Source organism: Marinobacter salarius, assembly GCF_032922745.1.
Classification (GTDB): Bacteria; Pseudomonadota; Gammaproteobacteria; order Pseudomonadales; family Oleiphilaceae; genus Marinobacter.
This window is the reverse complement of sequence record NZ_CP136693.1, coordinates 3906442-3922735: the sequence shown is the minus strand read 5'-3', so window position 1 is coordinate 3922735 and position 16294 is coordinate 3906442. Positions and strand designations below refer to the sequence as shown.

Genomic DNA, 16294 nt, shown 5'->3' with positions numbered 1-16294 from the left:
TTAACCTGCCGGGCTTTTTTCTGTTAAACTCCTGCGCGCAACGGTCCGCGGTTTGTATCGCGGCCAACCGTCAACATGTGGTCTTTGGTACGGATCACCTCTGAGTCCCTAGGAGCCTACTATGCCTGTTGTTACCCTGCCGGATGGCAGTCACCGCAGTTTTGCCGAATCTGTTACCGTTCACGATGTCGCCGCAGACATTGGTGCCGGGCTTGCCAAGGCCGCCATTGCCGGCCGTGTAAATGGCCAACTGGTCGATACCAGCTTCCCGATTGAAGAAGACGCTGAGCTTGCCATTGTCACCGAGCGTGATGAAGACGGCGTCGACATTATCCGCCACTCCACCGCACATCTCCTGGCCATGGCGGTCAAGGAACTGTTTCCTTCCGCTCAGGTGACTATTGGTCCGGTTGTGGACAACGGGTTCTATTACGATTTCAAATTCGACCGGCCGTTCACCAATGAAGATCTGAGCCGGATCGAAAAGCGCATGGAAGAGCTGGCCAAGCAGGATATTCCGGTGTCCCGATCGGTCATGTCCCGTGACGAAGCTGTCCGTCTGTTTGATGAGATGGGCGAGGAATACAAGGTTCGCATCATTGAGGATATTCCCGGCGAGGAAGATCTGTCCTTCTACCGCCAGGGTGACTTTATCGATCTGTGTCGTGGCCCTCACGTGCCCAACACCGGCAAGCTCAAGGCCTTCAAGCTGACCAAGGTTGCCGGCGCCTACTGGCGCGGCGATACCAGCAACGAGCAGTTGCAGAGGGTGTATGGCACTGCCTGGGGCAACAAGAAAGACCTGAAGGCCTATCTGCATCGCCTGGAAGAGGCCGAGAAGCGCGACCACCGCAAGATCGGCAAGAAATTGAGCCTGTTCCACATGCAGGAAGAGGCCCCTGGCATGGTGTTCTGGCATCCGGATGGCTGGTCCCTGTATCAGGAGATCGAGCAGTACATGCGCCGCAAGCAGCATGAGCATGGTTACCAGGAAATCAAGACGCCGCAGGTGGTTTCCAGGGCGCTTTGGGAAAAGTCAGGGCACTGGGACAAGTTCAAGGACGACATGTTTACCACGGAGTCCGAGAAGCACGACTACGCCATCAAGCCGATGAACTGTCCCTGCCATGTGCAGGTTTTCAACCAGGGCCTGAAAAGCTACAAGGACCTGCCACTGCGTCTGGCCGAGTTCGGTTCCTGTCACCGTAACGAGGCGTCTGGTGCCTTGCATGGTTTGATGCGGGTTCGCGGGTTTACCCAGGACGATGCCCACATTTTCTGTGAAGAGGATGCCATTCAGCAGGAAGTGTCTGACTTTATCGGCATGCTCCACGAGATTTATGCGGATTTCGGGTTTACGGAGATTCTTTACAAGCTCTCAACCCGTCCGGAAAAGCGGGTTGGCTCGGACGAAGTCTGGGACAAAGCGGAAGCCGCGCTGGAAGAAGCATTGAACCGGGAAGGCGTTGATTGGGAGCTTTTGCCGGGTGAGGGCGCCTTTTATGGCCCGAAAATCGAGTTTTCGCTGAAAGACTGCATCGGACGGGTGTGGCAATGTGGTACCATTCAGGTCGATTTTTCCATGCCGGGACGGCTGGGTGCCCAATATGTGGCAGATAACTCCGAGCGCAAGACGCCGGTGATGTTGCACAGGGCGGTTCTTGGTTCGTTCGAGCGCTTTATTGGTATCCTCATCGAGGAATACGAGGGTGCTTTCCCGACATGGCTTGCGCCAACGCAGATCGCGGTGCTGAATATTACCGACAATCAGCGGGATTATTGCCAGAATCTTGCGAAAAAGTGGGATTCCCTTGGCTATAGGGTTAATGCTGACTTGAGAAACGAGAAGATCGGCTTTAAAATCCGCGAGCATACTATTAACAAAGTTCCCTTCCTTGTTGTTATCGGCGACAAAGAAGTTGAAAACAACGCCGTTGCGGTGAGAACCCGCAAGGGTGAGGATCTGGGAACTTTATCGCTGGAAGCGTTTGAGCAGCTGATGGCTGACGAAATCAATCGCAAAGGCAGAACCAAAACGGAGATCTGATTATTAAACAGCGAGCGAATCGGGGGCGCACTCCAAAAGCGCCGATCAACGAGAACATTGACGCAACTGAAGTTCGTCTGATCGATGCCGAAGGCAATCAGGTCGGTGTCGTACCGATTGAAGATGCACTCAAGCAGGCTGAAGAAGCGTCTCTTGACCTGGTTCAGGTTACGGATTCCGATCCGATCGTCTGTAAGATAATGGACTACGGCAAGAAAATCTTCGATGAGAAGAAGGCCAAAGCGGCTGCCAAGAAAAAGCAGAAGCAGACGCAGGTCAAAGAGCTTAAGTTCCGGCCAGGAACTGAAGAAGGGGATTATCAGGTCAAACTACGCAACCTGGTACGTTTCCTTGAAAACGGGGACCGCGGCAAAATCACTATCCGCTTCCGTGGGCGTGAGATGGCACACCAGGAAATTGGTATGAAGCTCATGAACAGGATCGAAGTGGATATTGAAGAGCTTGCCCAGGTAGAACAGCGGCCGAAAATGGAAGGCCGCCAGATGACCATGGTAGTGGCCCCCCGTAAAAAGAAGTGAACCTGATCCGGTGCTGATCCCCCGCGGTCGCGGGGGATTTGTCGTTCAGGGGCACATTGATATCACTTAAAAACAGAATGCGGAGTTTTAAAAATGCCCAAGATGAAAACCAAAAGCGGGGCCACCAAGCGGTTCAAGAAGACCGCTACTGGCTTTAAGCATAAGCAGTCCTTCACCAGTCATATCTTGACCAAGAAGAGCCCGAAGCGTAAGCGTCAGCTCCGTGGTACCAAGTTGATTGCCAAGTCCGATGTGGCTTCAATCAAACGTATGACGGCGTGCTGATTCAGCCGCTAGCCATTTCTTTTCAGGTTTAAAGGTAGAAGGATTAACGTATGCCTCGCGTAAAACGTGGTGTGGTTGCACGCCGTCGTCATAAAAAGATTCTCAGTCAGGCCAAGGGTTATTACGGAGCGCGTAGCCGCGTCTTCCGCGTAGCCAAACAGGCGGTTATCAAGGCCGGTCAGTACGCTTACCGTGACCGTCGTAACCGTAAGCGCTCGTTCCGCGCACTGTGGATTGCCCGTATCAATGCTGGCGCCCGTGCCAACGGCCTGTCTTACAGCCGTCTGATTGCTGGCCTGAAGAAGGCCAATGTTGAGATCGACCGTAAAGTTCTGGCCGACCTGGCCATGAACGAGCAGCAGGCGTTTACCGCTGTTGTTGAGAAGGCCAAAGCGTCTCTGTGATCGCTTAGCTCTTTCATCGGTTAACCGATCGATTCAGGCGTCTCCATGGGTTCATGAAGACGCCTTCTGATAGGGGAAGGGCGCGCTCTTCCCCTATTTTTGTTTAGAGTGATTCCATTTCTGGATTGGAGCAGGGTCAATGGAAAACCTGGATCAACTCGTTCAGGACGGCCTGGCGGCGGTTGAAAGTGCCGACAGTTTGCAGGCACTGGATCAGATTCGTGTTGAATACCTTGGCAAGAAGGGTGTGATCACCCAGCAGGCGAAGACACTGGGTAAGCTGTCTGCGGAAGAACGTCCCGCCGCCGGCCAGAAGATCAACGACGCCAAGGGGCAGGTGGAGCAGGCCATCAACGCTCGCCGCACGGACCTTGAACGTGCCGCCATTGAACAGAAGCTCGCCAGTGAATCCATTGATGTGACGCTTCCCGGCCGTGGCCAGGACCTCGGCGGCCTGCATCCGGTGACCCGAACCCTTCAGCGCATTGAGCAGTTTTTCTCCCGCGCGGGCTATACCGTGGAGCAGGGGCCGGAAATCGAGGACGACTATCATAACTTCGAAGCGCTCAACATTCCCGGTCACCATCCGGCCCGTGCCATGCACGACACGTTTTACTTCAATCCCGGCACATTGCTGCGAACCCATACCTCACCGGTCCAGATTCGCACCATGGAAGATGGCAAGCCCCCGTTTCGGATGATTTGCCCCGGCCGCGTTTATCGCTGTGATTCCGATATGACCCACACTCCGATGTTTCATCAGGTGGAAGGGTTGTTGGTCGAGAAGGACGTTAGCTTCGCGGATCTGAAGAGCACCGTTGAAGAATTTCTGCGGGTGTTCTTCGAACGCGATCTGGAAGTGCGTTTCCGCCCATCCTATTTCCCGTTCACAGAGCCGTCCGCCGAGGTGGATATCGAGTGGGGGCGCGAAGAGGATGGCAGCATCAAGTGGCTGGAAGTAATGGGCTGCGGCATGGTTCATCCCAAAGTATTCGAGCATTGCGGTATCGACGCCGAGGAATACCGTGGCTTTGCGTTTGGTCTGGGTGTTGAGCGTCTTGCCATGCTTCGCTATGGCGTGAATGACCTGCGCATGTTTTTCGAGAACGATCTCCGCTTCTTGCGGCAGTTCCGTTGAACACGCCTTCAAGGTAAACGAACTAACAGGCAACACCGCATCAGGACAAGGCAGATACCATGAAATTCAGTGAGCAGTGGCTACGTGAATGGGTCAACCCGGCGAATGATACCCAGGCATTGATGGATCAGATCACCATGGCGGGTCTGGAAGTTGACGGATTTGAGCCGGTAGCCGGCAAGTTCAGTGGCATTGTTGTGGGTGAGGTTGTGTCGGTATCGCCTCATCCCGATGCGGATAAGCTTCGGGTCTGTCAGGTCCGTAATGGCACCGAAACCGTCCAGGTGGTTTGTGGTGCGCCCAATGTTCGCGACGGCCTGAAAGTACCCTTTGCCGTCGTCGGTGCGGTGTTGCCGGGCGACTTCAAGATCAAGAAGGCCAAGCTGCGTGGGCAACCTTCGGAAGGAATGCTGTGCTCAGAGTCAGAGCTTGGCCTTTCGGACAGCCATGACGGCCTGATGGAATTGCCGGACGATGCGCCGGTAGGCCAGGAGCTGAGTGAGTTTCTCAAGTTGAACGACGTCACCATCGACGTGGATCTGACACCGAATCGTAGTGATTGCCTGTCAATCAAAGGGGTCGCCCGGGAAGTCGGGGTACTGAACAGCCTTGTGGTTGAGGGGCCGGAAATTCTCCCCGTGGAAGCAGTGCACTCCGAGGTGCCTGACATCGCCGTGAAAGACCCCGAAGGTTGCCCCCGGTATCTGGGGCGAATTCTGCGCAATGTAGACCTGAGCATTGAATCCCCGCTGTGGATGCAGGAAAAGCTGCGCCGCTCAGGCGTTCGCTCTATCGACGCTGCCGTGGACGTGACCAACTACGTGATGCTGGAGTTGGGGCAGCCGCTGCATGCGTTCGATCGGGAAGAAATTGACGGTGGCATTGTGGTTCGCCGCGCGATGCCGGGCGAAAAACTGGTGTTGCTGGATGGCCAGGAAGTGGAACTGACCCCGGATACCCTGGTTATCGCGGATCACGCCAAGCCGATAGCGATTGCCGGTGTGATGGGTGGAGAGCATTCCGGAGTGAGTGAGCGAACCCGCGACCTGATCCTTGAGGCTGCCTATTTTGATCCGATTACTCTGGCGGGTAAGGCGCGCCACTATGGCCTTCACACGGACGCTTCACATAGGTTCGAGCGGGGCGTGGACTACGAGCTTGCCCGCGATGCCATGGAGCGTGCAACGGCATTGCTGATGTCCATCGTGGGTGGCGAGCCAGGGGATATTGTAGAGGTTGTCAGCAAGCAGGACTTGCCTGAAGACCGCACGGTGGACCTTCGGGAGACGCGTGTTGCCGACGTGTTGGGGCTGGAGATCGACCGCACTACGGTGGAAGAGATTTTGACCCGACTGGGACTTCATATCGATAAGCTGCTGAAGGATGGCTGGCGTGTACACGTGCCGAGTTTCCGCCCGGATATCAGTATCGAAGAGGACCTGATCGAAGAAATTGGACGGATATACGGTTACAACAACCTGCCGGTTACCGAGCCTACCGGCTCACTCGGCCTTCGCCCGCAGGAAGAGGCCGTCCGCCCGGTATCGGCTATCCAGAACTATTTCGTGGCGTGTGGATACCAGGAAGCGATTACCTACAGCTTTGTAGACCCGAAAGTTCAGGGTCTGGTTGATCCCGAGCGGGAAGGCATTGCGCTGGCAAACCCGATTTCGTCGGATCTGTCCGTCATGCGCACGAGCCTCTGGAGCGGACTGCTGAAAACCGTGGCTTACAATCAGAATCGTCAGCAGCCGCGAATCCGGCTATTCGAAACCGGGCTCCGGTTCATCAAGGATGGCGATCGGATTGATCAACAGCCCATGCTCTCGGGTGTGGTCGCCGGCGGTCAGTTGCCTGAAAACTGGGCCAACGGTCGCAGAAATGCCGATTTTTTTGATGTAAAAGGCGAATTGGAGGGTCTGTTCCAGCTCCTTGGCATTGAAGTGCATTTCCTCGCCAGTCAGCACCCCGCGCTGCACCCGGGCCAGACGGCGGAATTGATCCGGGACGGAGAACATGTAGGCTGGCTGGGCACATTGCACCCACAAGTGCAGAAAAAACTGGAACTTAATGGCACGATTCTGATGTTTGAGCTATTCTTGAATTCGGTCGTTTCTGGATATGTGCCTAATTTCAAAGATATTTCAAAATTCCCAGAAGTTCGGCGGGATTTGGCTATTATTATCGGAAGCGACGTGGGGTTTGCAGACGTCGAGCGTGTAGCGAAAAAGCACGCCGGGGAGCACCTCACGGCTTTGCGTGCGTTTGATGTTTATGAAGGTGAAAGCCTGGGTGAAGGCAACCGAAGCCTCGCTCTCAGCCTGTTCTGGCAGCATCCCGAGCGCACACTAAATGAAGAAGAGGTGCATTCGCTCTTCAACGGTGTGATTGACGCACTGCGCGAAGAGTTGGGGGCAACACTGAGGAGTTAGCAGATGGCGGCTTTGACGAAAGCGGAGATGGCAGAGCGGTTGTACGAGGAGTTGGGTCTCAACAAACGTGAAGCCAAGGAAATGGTGGAAGCTTTTTTCGACGAGATCAGAGGCGCTCTCAGCCACAACGAACAGGTGAAGTTGTCGGGATTTGGTAACTTTGATCTGCGTGACAAGAAACAGCGGCCGGGACGGAACCCGAAGACCGGTGAGGAAATTCCGATCAGTGCACGGCGTGTTGTTACGTTCCGCCCGGGACAAAAACTAAAACAGAAAGTAGAAGCGTATGCTGGAACCCAGTCATAACAACGAATTACCCACGATACCGGGGAAGCGTTATTTCACCATTGGTGAAGTTGCCGAACTTTGTGCTGTAAAAGCGCACGTGCTCAGATACTGGGAGCAAGAGTTCCCTCAGCTTTCTCCGGTCAAGCGCCGTGGCAACCGCCGCTACTATCAGCGTGCCGATGTCATTACCATCCGCCAGATCCGCAGCCTGTTGTATGATCAGGGCTACACCATTGGCGGGGCCAAGCAGAAGCTCAGCAGCCACGAGGTGAAAGACGATACCTCCCAGTACAAGCAGCTGATCCGGCAGATGATTACCGAACTGGAAGATGTTCTCGACGTGCTCAATACGCCGGTGAAGTGAGATATTTTGAAGCTGAAAGCCGAAGGTCCGCCTTCGGCTTTTTTGGTGCGCCCGGCACGGGCGCACTCCTGGAGGTGGAAGTCCTCCCGTGAGCTGGCCACAGCGAACGAAGTGAAGCGCAACTGCGGAAGGGTGACCGACCGTGGAGAGGAAGCGTGGAGCGTAAACCGTGAGCCGATGAACAAGAATCGGATATGAGGCATTGCCGAGCAGGGTGAGCGGGCCAAAAGCCGCGAAGCTCTTGTGGCCAAGGCGAGGTGGTGTAAATCCGGCGGTTGTGCGGTGAAGGAGTGTGTTCTTACCCGGGGAGATCTCGCCTCATGCCTGAAAGGGCGACGTGGTAACACGGAGCGAGAAGTCAGCAGAGGCCATAGTAGCCGCTTATTCAGGGTGAAGGGCTGAACGAGAAGGAGCGTCAAACGCCTTGTCGATGAGTACTGTACAGCATCAGATGTCCGCGTCAGCGGAGCGGGTTGCAGGACGGGAAGGTGAAGCCTTGCCGGACGTGACCCGCGATGAAACAGGACTCCCGCGACAAGAATCGGAAGGCGCAGGGCGACACCTGCTGGAGCAGGCGTTCGCACGAGAGAACATGCAGCGGGCATGGAAGCGCGTGAAGGCCAACAAGGGATCTGCGGGTGTTGATGGACTGGACATTGCCCAGACCGCCGAACACCTGAGATGGACGTGGCCGGCGCTCCGGCAGCAACTGCTGGAGGGCTCCTATCGGCCACAGCCTGTCCGTCGGGTAGGCATCCCGAAGCCGGACGGCAGTGAACGGGAACTGGGTATCCCTACCGTCACCGACCGTCTGATTCAACAGGCACTGTTGCAAGCGCTGCAACCTCTGATTGATCCCACCTTCAGCGAACACAGCCATGGCTTCCGTCCGGGTCGTCGGGCCCAGGATGCGGTTCTGGCTGCGCAACGCTACGCCCAGCAGGGCTGCCACATCGTTGTGGACGTTGACCTGTCGAAGTTCTTCGACCGGGTTAATCACGACATCCTGATCGACCGCCTGAGGAAGCGCGTGAACGACCCCGGAGTCATCCGGCTGGTTCGTGCGTATCTGAATGCGGGCATCATGGACGGTGGCGTAGTTATAGAACGATACGAGGGCACGCCGCAAGGCGGGCCACTGTCGCCACTGCTGGCGAATGTTCTGCTGGATGAGGTGGATCGGGAACTGGAACGCCGGGGGCACTGCTTCGCTCGTTATGCCGACGACTGCAACGTCTACGTTCGCAGTCATAAAGCGGGAGAGCGGGTGATGCGGTTGCTACACCGTTGTTACGACAAATTGCACTTGGTGATCAACGCATCCAAAAGTGCAGTCACCAGCGTGTTCGGCCGTAAGTTCCTCGGTTATGCCCTATGGCAGACAAAGGATGGAGACGTCCGGCGCGCCGTATCAACAAAAGCGTTACAGGCGTTCAAGCTGAGGATCAGGCAACTGACCCGAGGGTCAGGTGGTCGCAGCATCTCACAAGTGGTGGAAAAGCTCCGCAGCTACCTGCTCGGATGGAAAGGGTACTTCAGACTGGCGCAAACGCCTCGCATCTGGCGATCGCTGGATGAGTGGATACGTCGTCGCCTGAGAGCCCTGCATCTTAAACAGTGGCGGCGGGGCAAGACCATTTACCGGGAGCTGTTGCGCTTGGGCGCAAGTCCCTGGGTGGCGGAATCCGTGGCGGCTCTGAGCCACCGCTGGTGGCATAACAGTCGCTCCGCCATTCACAATGTGCTGACGACTGCCTACTTCGACCGGTTGGGTGTGCCGCGCCTCTCGTGATACCTCAACTTCTCGAACCGCCCGGTGCGGACCCGCTTGCCGGGTGGTGTGGGAGGGGCGGAACCTGCTGGTTCCCCCCTATCCCGATTTGATGGCAGTCGCCGAATTGAACAAAAAGGTCGTATAGTTGACCGACACTCACACCGGAGAATAACAGCATGATTGGATACGTTACGATTGGCGTCAGTGATATGTCCCGAGCCAAGGCCTTCTATTCGGAACTGTTGGGGGATATCGGCGCTAAGGTCCTTCTGGATATGGGCCGCATTGCGTTTATTGGGGAGAGTATGAAGGCGCCGATGCTGGCCGTGTGCACCCCTTTCGATGGCGAACCCAATCAACCGGGCAATGGCAATATGGTCGCCATTCACCCAGGGTCCAAGGAGGCTGTAGATGCCCACTACAAGCGAGCGTTGGATTTGGGTGCGAGCTGTGACGGCGAGCCGGGCCAGCGGATCCCTGATCAGTTTTACGGGGCGTATGTAAGAGACCCCGATGGAAATAAACTGGCCTTTTTCCACTTCGGTTAATTGAAATGCCTCAAGGCAGGTTGGTGTCTATGCGTCTGTGTCATTGTTCCTGAAGCAATGCCCACTTATTAAGCATTTTCAGCAAATTGTACTTTGTCACTGGTTTAGAGAGGTAGTCGTCCATGCCAGCCTCCAGGAATTTATCCTGGTCGCCAGGCATGGCATTCGCGGTGAGCGCGATAATGGCTTTATCGCTCATTCGGCCATCACCACGAATGATTCTCGTGGCTTCCAGGCCATCCATTTCGGGCATGAAGATGTCCATCAGGACAATGTCGTAGTCCAGTCTCTTGATAGCCTCGACGGCTTCCAGCCCGTTGCCCACTACGTCCGTGATGTACCCGGTATCAGCAAGCATGGCCTTGAGCACTATCTGGTTGGCGGGGGAGTCTTCTGCAATTAATACCCTCAGTGGCTCCCCATCGCGTGGAATCAGCGGCAGGTCCTCCTGATGCAGCTCTTCGTTGCCAAGGTAAGACGGGGACTCTGAAATAACCGAGAGCGGTATTTCAAATCTGAAGACCGCACCTTTGTCAGGTCTGCCCCGGGCCGTAATGCTGCCTCCCATTGCAGTGACAAGGCGTTCACAGATCGCCAGTCCCAGTCCTGTGCCTTCATGCCGTCGAGATGCGGTTGAGTCCAATTGGCTGAATGGTTGGAACAACGCGTCAGCCTGGCTATCGCAAAAACCGACGCCGGTATCCGCAACGCTGAATATAAAATGATCCGCTGTCGCTCTGAATGTGCTGAGAGAGACGGATCCCTGATCGGTAAACTTGATACCGTTGCTTAGCAGGTTCATGAGAATCTGCTGAATCCGTCCAGCATCACCTTCAACAATGACGTTCGCCTGCTCACTGATGTCATCAATGAGCATCAAGCCTTTCTCGTGGGCTTTCGTTTCGGAGATGTTCAATGTTTTCCGGGTTAATTGGGCGAGATTGAATTGGCTCATTTCCAGCTCAACCTTACCGGCCTCCATTTTTGACAGGTCGAGGAGTTCGTTCAGCAGGCTTAACAGGTGTTCGGCGGATTCGTAGGTCGTATCAATAAACTCCTGGTCCTTCTGGTCCAGGTTTCCGCTGGTTTGGACAAGGTGAAGAAGCCCGAGAATCGCGTTCATTGGCGTGCGCAATTCGTGGCTGACGGTGGCAAGAAAACGGGTTTTTGTCTGGCTGGCGTTCTCAGTCTGATCTTTTCCGTCGGCTATTCGATTTGGTAACTGCTGGTCGTCTGCTGGTGTGTATACCTCGGTCGGTGGTCGCCAGTTACTGTCTCGAAAAGTTTCCATAATTGGCCTGTTCCCCGTGGTGACGCAGTTCTGTTGTTAGGCATTAGGTCGGTTTCGAGGGTATCAGCAAGAGCCGTGCCATGGACCGGGAACCCATATTGGCAACTGCAAGCCTGCAGATAGATACGCGCTTGTATTGCATTATGATTTGCATTTTGCATGTTGAAATGCGATTTGACCTCAGTTGAGGCGTCTTGACCGAGGGCGCAAGAAGTCCTCCGCTGATACCTGGGTAAGTAAAGTAAGATAATCGAAAATTGGCGGAAAGGACGATGATTGAATACGCTTTGTAGTGGTTCAATGATTCCGGACACCAACGTAGGTGGTAATATCGCCACCATAAGCGAGGTGTCTGATGACCAGAAAACGACGATCTTTTACACCAGAGTTCAAGCAGGAAGCTGCCTGTTTGGTGCTTGACCAGGGCTACAGTGTTGCCGAAGCCAGTCGCTCTTTAGATGTCGGCGAGAACGCCCTCAGGCGATGGGTAAAACAGCTTTCCGAAGAACGTGGCGGTGTTACACCCAAGTCCAAAGCCATGACCCCGGAACAGCAGCGAATCCAGGAATTGGAAGCCCGTTGTGAGAGGCTGGAACGGGAGAAATCGATACTAAAAAAGGCTACCGCTCTCTTGATGTCGGACGAGATGAATCGTACGCGCTGATAGACCAGTTGAGTGAGCAGGAGCCGGTTGAGATGGTCTGTAAAGCGTTTGAAGTGTCGAGATCCAGTTATTACGACTATCGCCGGAGGCGGTCCGTAGTGGATGCCACGCGAGTGGCTCTGCGAGCCGATGTGAACCGGATCTTTCGCAAGAGCCGAAGCTCAGCGGGAAGCCGTATGATCACCGCCATGCTTAATGAGGAAGGCGTTGTGATCGGACGCTTCAAGGTTCGCCGCCTCATGAGTGAGCTGGGACTGATCTGCAAGCAACCTGGCCCACACGCATACAAACAGGCCACTGTGGAAAGGCCCGACATTCCAAACCGGCTGAATCGTGAGTTCAGCGTCAGCCACCCAGACCAGGCGTGGTGCGGTGACATCACCTATGTGTGGGCTGGTCAGCGATGGAGCTATCTTGCGGTTGTTCTGGATCTCTATGCCCGCCGTGTGGTCGGCTGGGCGCTATCAGACCGGCCTGATGCAGAGTTGGTCGTAAAGGCACTGGATCACGCGTATGAACAACGGGGAAAACCGACAGGGGTTCTGTTCCACTCTGACCAGGGCAGTCAGTACGCAAGCCGATTATTCCGTCAGAGGCTCTGGCGTTACCGCATGGAGCAAAGCATGAGTCGTCGGGGAAATTGCTGGGATAATTCCCCTATGGAACGGGTCTTCCGGAGCCTGAAGAGCGAATGGATCCCATCACTTGGATACCGCTCGATTCCTGATGCAAGAAAGGATATTGGTGACTACCTGATGGACTACTACAACCGGCAGCGTCCCCATACATTCAATGACGGCATGCCACCTGTAGTCGCGGAAGAAAAACTTAAAATACTGTCCGGGATTAGTTGACCACTACACTTCAGTACTAGAAGGATCTAGAGTGAGAGTCCTGATTCTTATGGACCAACTTCCCTGAAAGGAAACGTGATGTTGAAAGAAGAACGGCCCAGAGTGTTGCTTGTTGAAGACAGCCTCTCAAATTCAATGGTTTATCAGAGTTTTCTGGAGGCCACTTACGACGTTGAAGTCGCACATACCGGACGTGAGGCGTTGACCTGTCTTGGTAAGTATCAATATCAGGCACTGATCACTGATGTTCACCTGCCGGATATGACAGGGTTGGAGATTCTGGATCAGGTTCAGTCAGACATGCAGAGCCTCCCAGTCATTGTCATCACTGCCCACGGTTCCGTAGACATGGTGGTAGATGCAATGCAACGTGGTGCCGCCGACTTCATCACCAAGCCGTTCGACAAAGCCAGGCTTGAAGTGACGCTTGCCAACATTTTCAAGAAGCAGCAGTTGGAAGATGTTGTGGCGGAGTATGAAAAGTCGTTTGTGCGCACGCAGTTCCACAGAATGATTGGTTCGTCACTGCCGATGCAGAATGTCTATCGGATTATTGAAAGTTCTGGAAAGAGTCGGGCGTCGGTGTTCATCACGGGGGAGAGCGGAACGGGAAAGGAGCTTTGTGCCGAGGCACTGCATGCCGAAAGCGATCGTTCTGGCAAGCCATTTGTGGCTTTGAACTGCGCTGCCATTCCTCGGGATCTCATTGAGAGCGAGATTTTCGGACACCTGAAAGGTGCCTTCACCGGGGCATCGGCTACTCGACAAGGGGCGGCTCTCCGGGCTGATGGCGGAACTCTCTTCCTTGATGAAATCGGTGAAATGCCCCTGGATCTGCAAAGCAAGTTGCTTCGTCTTATACAATCCGGTTCCTTTCAGCCAGTAGGCAGTAACAGGGAAGTTGCTGTTGATGTACGTTTTATCTGTGCGACAAACCGCAACCCTATTGTAGAGGTTCAGGAGGGGCGTTTCCGAGAAGATCTTTACTATCGGCTGCATGTTATCCCTATACAGATGCCACCTCTTCGGGACCGGGGTAACGATATCTTGCTCATCGCTCGTTCGCTGTTGATTCAATACTCAGACGACGAGGGCAAGTCGTTCCGATCTTTCAGCCGGGAGGTGGAGTCTTTTCTGGAACGGAGCCGCTGGCCAGGGAATGTGCGGGAACTCAGCAATATCATCCGCAATGTGGTCGTTCTGAACGATGGTGAAACCGTGACCATGGCGATGCTGCCATCGCCAATGTCCGCCACATCCAACCCGGTTCCAAACGTACCACAGCACTTTGATGCCGGGCGGTCCAACTCGAGTGAGTCGGTTGGTCAATCCGCGCTTTCGGAACAGAGTGGAGGTGACGAAAATACCAGGAGCAGCAACCATCGGATACGGCCCTTATGGCAGGAGGAAAAGAGCATTATTGAGGCTGCAATTGCGCAATGCGATGGCAACGTGCCCAAAGCGGCTGCGTTTCTTGAAGTCAGTGCTTCCACTATTTACAGAAAACGCCTGCAATGGGAAAAGATGTAGATTCCCGCCACGTAATACGATTCGCATGTTGCGACTACGCGAAAGAGGTTGGTGCGAAGAGGGTGTTAGTGTGGTGCTGACTTATAATTATAACGATCCGTGTTCTGGGCGTGCAGGCGGGCCCGACGAACCTGAAACAACAAAGCCCGGGCCGAAAGGCCCGGGCTTTGTGTAGGGAATCTGGTCGGGACGGTAGGATTTGAACCTACGACCCCTTGCACCCCATGCAAGTGCGCTACCAAGCTGCGCTACGCCCCGAATTGCCAGTGGCCAGAGAGAAACTTGAGAGAAATCTCAGTGGCTTAGCGGGAGCGAAGTCTACACCAGCCCCGATTAAAAATAAACATCCATTTGCCAATTCTTCGGGCCCTTCTATCGCAGTTTGGTTTCGCGAAGCTGGCGAATGAATTCTGGCGGGTCGAAGCTGTCCGGGCTAGCGTTCGGCCAGTAGGTATCAAACACTCTTTCACCGGTTTCTCCTTCCAGCAGGGCGCCCGGTTCCAGAAACGGGAACAGGTCCATGTAGGAATGAATCTCCGTCTTGGACGTGCGGCGGATGATGTGTTCCGGGCCCAGTTCAGAAGGGTGATTGAGTCCCGACGCCTCAAGCAGGTTCATCAGGGCTTCCAGAGTGTTCTTGTGGTAGTTGTAAACACGCTGGCTCTTATCCTCAACATCAAGCTTTTTGCTTCGCCTCGGGTCCTGGGTTGCAACACCGCTGGGGCATTTTCCGGTATGGCAGCTGAGCGCTTGAATGCAGCCGAGAGAGAACATATAGCCCCTTGCCGCATTACACCAGTCTGCCCCCAGCGCCAGGGTTCTGGCTATGTTGAATGCCGAGGTGATCTTGCCCGCAGCGCCAATGGCAATGTGCTCGCGCAGGTTGGTGCCCACCAGTGTGTTATGCACCAATAGCAGGGCTTCTGTCATGGGTGTTCCAAGACGGTTGATGAATTCCAGGGGGGCCGCTCCGGTACCACCTTCGCCACCATCCACAACGATGAAATCCGGTGTTTTTCCTGTCTCCAGCATGGCTTTGACGATGGCGAACCACTCCCAGGGATGACCTATAGCCAGTTTGAAGCCCACGGGTTTGCCGCCAGACAGATCACGAAGTTTCTCCAGGAACTCGAGAAATTCCTTGGGTGTAGAGAAAGCCGAATGGCTGGCCGGGGAGACGACATCCTTGCCAGCTTCGACACCTCGGGCATCGGCGATCTCCGGTGTTACTTTCTCTCCGGGAAGAATGCCGCCATGTCCAGGTTTGGCGCCCTGGGATAGTTTGACCTCTATCATTTTTACCTGGTCGAGAGTAGCGTTGCGGGCGAACATCTCCTCGTTGAAAGTACCGTCTTTGTTGCGGCATCCGAAGTAGCCGGAGCCGATTTCCCAAACCAGATCTCCGCCGGGTTCCCGGTGATAGCGGGATATGGAGCCCTCGCCGGTATCGTGATAGAAGTCGCCCATTTTGGCGCCAGTGTTGAGGCTCAGGATGGCATTGGCCGACAACGACCCAAAGCTCATGGCCGAAATGTTGAAGACACTTGCGTTGTAGGGCTTGGCGCACTGTTTTCCGATCACGATCCGGAAATCCGCATCTTTCAGGTTGGATGGTTGGAGGGAATGATTGATCCACTCAAAACCTTCGTCATACATACCCAGCTGCGAGCCGAAAGGCCGCTTATCGAGCACGTTCTTGGCTCGCTGGTAAACGATGGTGCGTTGTTCTCGTGAAAACGGACGTTCATCCGTATCAGACTGAATGAAATATTGGCGTATTTCCGGGCCAATCGATTCGAGAAAGTACCGGAAATGCGCGAGGATGGGGTAATTTCGGCTAACAGTGCGTTTACGCTGAACAAGATCCCACGTGCCGGTCGCCGCCAATACCCCGAACAGGATGGGAACAACATAAAACCAGCCTCCCCAAATGGCACTGGCCAGTAATGAAACGATAAAGCCGGTCAGGCTCAGCGCATAAAGCGTATATCGAAAGGGGAAGGTTTCGGTTTTATCCATAAGCTCCTCTGAGTGGGTGTGCCGTTTTCTCTCAAAATATTAACAGTAATCGCGCGGGACTTACGTTCCAGTAAGGCAAAGCGGATCAAAGAGTATTTTGCACGAACACGGAAATAT

14 protein-coding genes and 1 tRNA gene are annotated in these 16294 nt (G+C 54.7%); 12 read left to right on the top strand and 3 right to left on the bottom strand.

What is annotated here, in order from left to right; all coding sequences use genetic code 11:
* The first annotated feature begins 121 nt into the window (after positions 1–121).
* The 10 genes from thrS (at position 122) to R1T46_RS18230 (ending at position 9819) form a co-directional block, all read left to right on the top strand.
* Entirely contained in the window at positions 122–2047 is a 1926-nt protein-coding gene (thrS, locus tag R1T46_RS18275; RefSeq protein ID WP_075195580.1) for a threonine--tRNA ligase, read from the top strand.
* On the top strand, positions 2044–2586 hold the full coding sequence (gene infC, locus R1T46_RS18270; RefSeq protein WP_075195579.1) for a translation initiation factor IF-3: 543 nt from the start codon (positions 2044–2046) through the stop codon (positions 2584–2586). Before thrS ends, infC begins: the two co-directional genes overlap by 4 nt.
* 93 nt (positions 2587–2679) lie before the next feature.
* Positions 2680–2871, top strand: coding sequence for a 50S ribosomal protein L35 (rpmI, locus tag R1T46_RS18265; protein WP_007151842.1), 192 nt, complete (start codon positions 2680–2682; stop codon positions 2869–2871).
* A gap of 50 nt (positions 2872–2921) precedes the next feature.
* On the top strand, positions 2922–3275 hold the full coding sequence (rplT, locus tag R1T46_RS18260; protein ID WP_007151841.1) for a 50S ribosomal protein L20: 354 nt from the start codon (positions 2922–2924) through the stop codon (positions 3273–3275).
* Positions 3276–3414: 139 nt separating this feature from the next.
* Positions 3415–4413 carry a phenylalanine--tRNA ligase subunit alpha gene (pheS, locus tag R1T46_RS18255; protein WP_036204614.1) on the top strand — a complete coding sequence of 333 codons (999 nt, stop codon included), beginning with the start codon at positions 3415–3417 and terminating at the stop codon, positions 4411–4413.
* 59 nt (positions 4414–4472) lie between these two features.
* Positions 4473–6845, top strand: a complete 2373-nt coding sequence (gene pheT, locus R1T46_RS18250; RefSeq protein ID WP_317306473.1) for a phenylalanine--tRNA ligase subunit beta — start codon at positions 4473–4475, stop codon at positions 6843–6845.
* Between the two features lie 3 nt (positions 6846–6848).
* A complete protein-coding gene (gene ihfA, locus R1T46_RS18245) occupies positions 6849–7151 on the top strand; it encodes an integration host factor subunit alpha (RefSeq protein ID WP_007151838.1) in 303 nt (100 codons plus the stop codon).
* On the top strand, positions 7132–7497 hold the full coding sequence (locus tag R1T46_RS18240; protein WP_036204624.1) for a MerR family transcriptional regulator: 366 nt from the start codon (positions 7132–7134) through the stop codon (positions 7495–7497). Before ihfA ends, R1T46_RS18240 begins: the two co-directional genes overlap by 20 nt.
* A gap of 424 nt (positions 7498–7921) precedes the next feature.
* Entirely contained in the window at positions 7922–9289 is a 1368-nt protein-coding gene (gene ltrA / locus R1T46_RS18235) for a group II intron reverse transcriptase/maturase (RefSeq protein WP_317306471.1), read from the top strand.
* 158 nt (positions 9290–9447) lie between these two features.
* Positions 9448–9819: a VOC family protein gene (locus R1T46_RS18230; RefSeq protein ID WP_036204625.1), complete on the top strand. Its 372-nt coding sequence runs from the start codon at positions 9448–9450 to the stop codon at positions 9817–9819.
* A 40-nt stretch (positions 9820–9859) separates the two neighbouring features.
* Here the strand turns inward: R1T46_RS18230 and R1T46_RS18225 are convergent, their stop codons facing one another.
* Positions 9860–11110 (bottom strand): response regulator, encoded by a 1251-nt coding sequence (locus R1T46_RS18225; protein WP_317306469.1) that lies wholly within the window; start codon positions 11108–11110, stop codon positions 9860–9862.
* A gap of 355 nt (positions 11111–11465) precedes the next feature.
* Between R1T46_RS18225 and R1T46_RS18220 the strand changes: the two genes are divergently transcribed.
* Positions 11466–12628 (top strand): IS3 family transposase gene (locus R1T46_RS18220; protein WP_156105448.1). Its coding sequence is split into 2 segments (ribosomal slippage): positions 11466–11721 and positions 11721–12628, totalling 1164 coding nucleotides; the frame shifts between segments, so codons are not numbered across the junction.
* A 78-nt stretch (positions 12629–12706) separates the two neighbouring features.
* Positions 12707–14158, top strand: coding sequence for a sigma-54-dependent transcriptional regulator (locus R1T46_RS18215; protein WP_197061286.1), 1452 nt, complete (start codon positions 12707–12709; stop codon positions 14156–14158).
* 181 nt (positions 14159–14339) lie between these two features.
* Here the strand turns inward: R1T46_RS18215 and R1T46_RS18210 are convergent.
* Positions 14340–14416: transfer RNA gene (locus tag R1T46_RS18210), tRNA-Pro, on the bottom strand.
* Between the two features lie 114 nt (positions 14417–14530).
* Entirely contained in the window at positions 14531–16177 is a 1647-nt protein-coding gene (locus R1T46_RS18205; RefSeq protein ID WP_317306468.1) for an FMN-binding glutamate synthase family protein, read from the bottom strand.
* Positions 16178–16294 lie beyond the last annotated feature (117 nt).

Excerpts from the sequence above, each read along its gene's own strand:
- pheS (WP_036204614.1), top strand. The coding sequence starts at position 3,415 with ATGGAAAACCTGGATCAACTCGTTCAGGACGGCCTGGCGGCGGTTGAA.
- rpmI (WP_007151842.1), top strand. The coding sequence starts at position 2,680 with ATGCCCAAGATGAAAACCAAAAGCGGGGCCACCAAGCGGTTCAAGAAG.
- pheT (WP_317306473.1), top strand. The coding sequence starts at position 4,473 with ATGAAATTCAGTGAGCAGTGGCTACGTGAATGGGTCAACCCGGCGAAT.
- R1T46_RS18205 (WP_317306468.1), bottom strand. The coding sequence starts at position 16,177 with ATGGATAAAACCGAAACCTTCCCCTTTCGATATACGCTTTATGCGCTG.
- R1T46_RS18225 (WP_317306469.1), bottom strand. The coding sequence starts at position 11,110 with ATGGAAACTTTTCGAGACAGTAACTGGCGACCACCGACCGAGGTATAC.
- thrS (WP_075195580.1), top strand. The coding sequence starts at position 122 with ATGCCTGTTGTTACCCTGCCGGATGGCAGTCACCGCAGTTTTGCCGAA.
- R1T46_RS18215 (WP_197061286.1), top strand. The coding sequence starts at position 12,707 with ATGTTGAAAGAAGAACGGCCCAGAGTGTTGCTTGTTGAAGACAGCCTC.
- R1T46_RS18240 (WP_036204624.1), top strand. The coding sequence starts at position 7,132 with ATGCTGGAACCCAGTCATAACAACGAATTACCCACGATACCGGGGAAG.
- ihfA (WP_007151838.1), top strand. The coding sequence starts at position 6,849 with ATGGCGGCTTTGACGAAAGCGGAGATGGCAGAGCGGTTGTACGAGGAG.
- R1T46_RS18230 (WP_036204625.1), top strand. The coding sequence starts at position 9,448 with ATGATTGGATACGTTACGATTGGCGTCAGTGATATGTCCCGAGCCAAG.
- rplT (WP_007151841.1), top strand. The coding sequence starts at position 2,922 with ATGCCTCGCGTAAAACGTGGTGTGGTTGCACGCCGTCGTCATAAAAAG.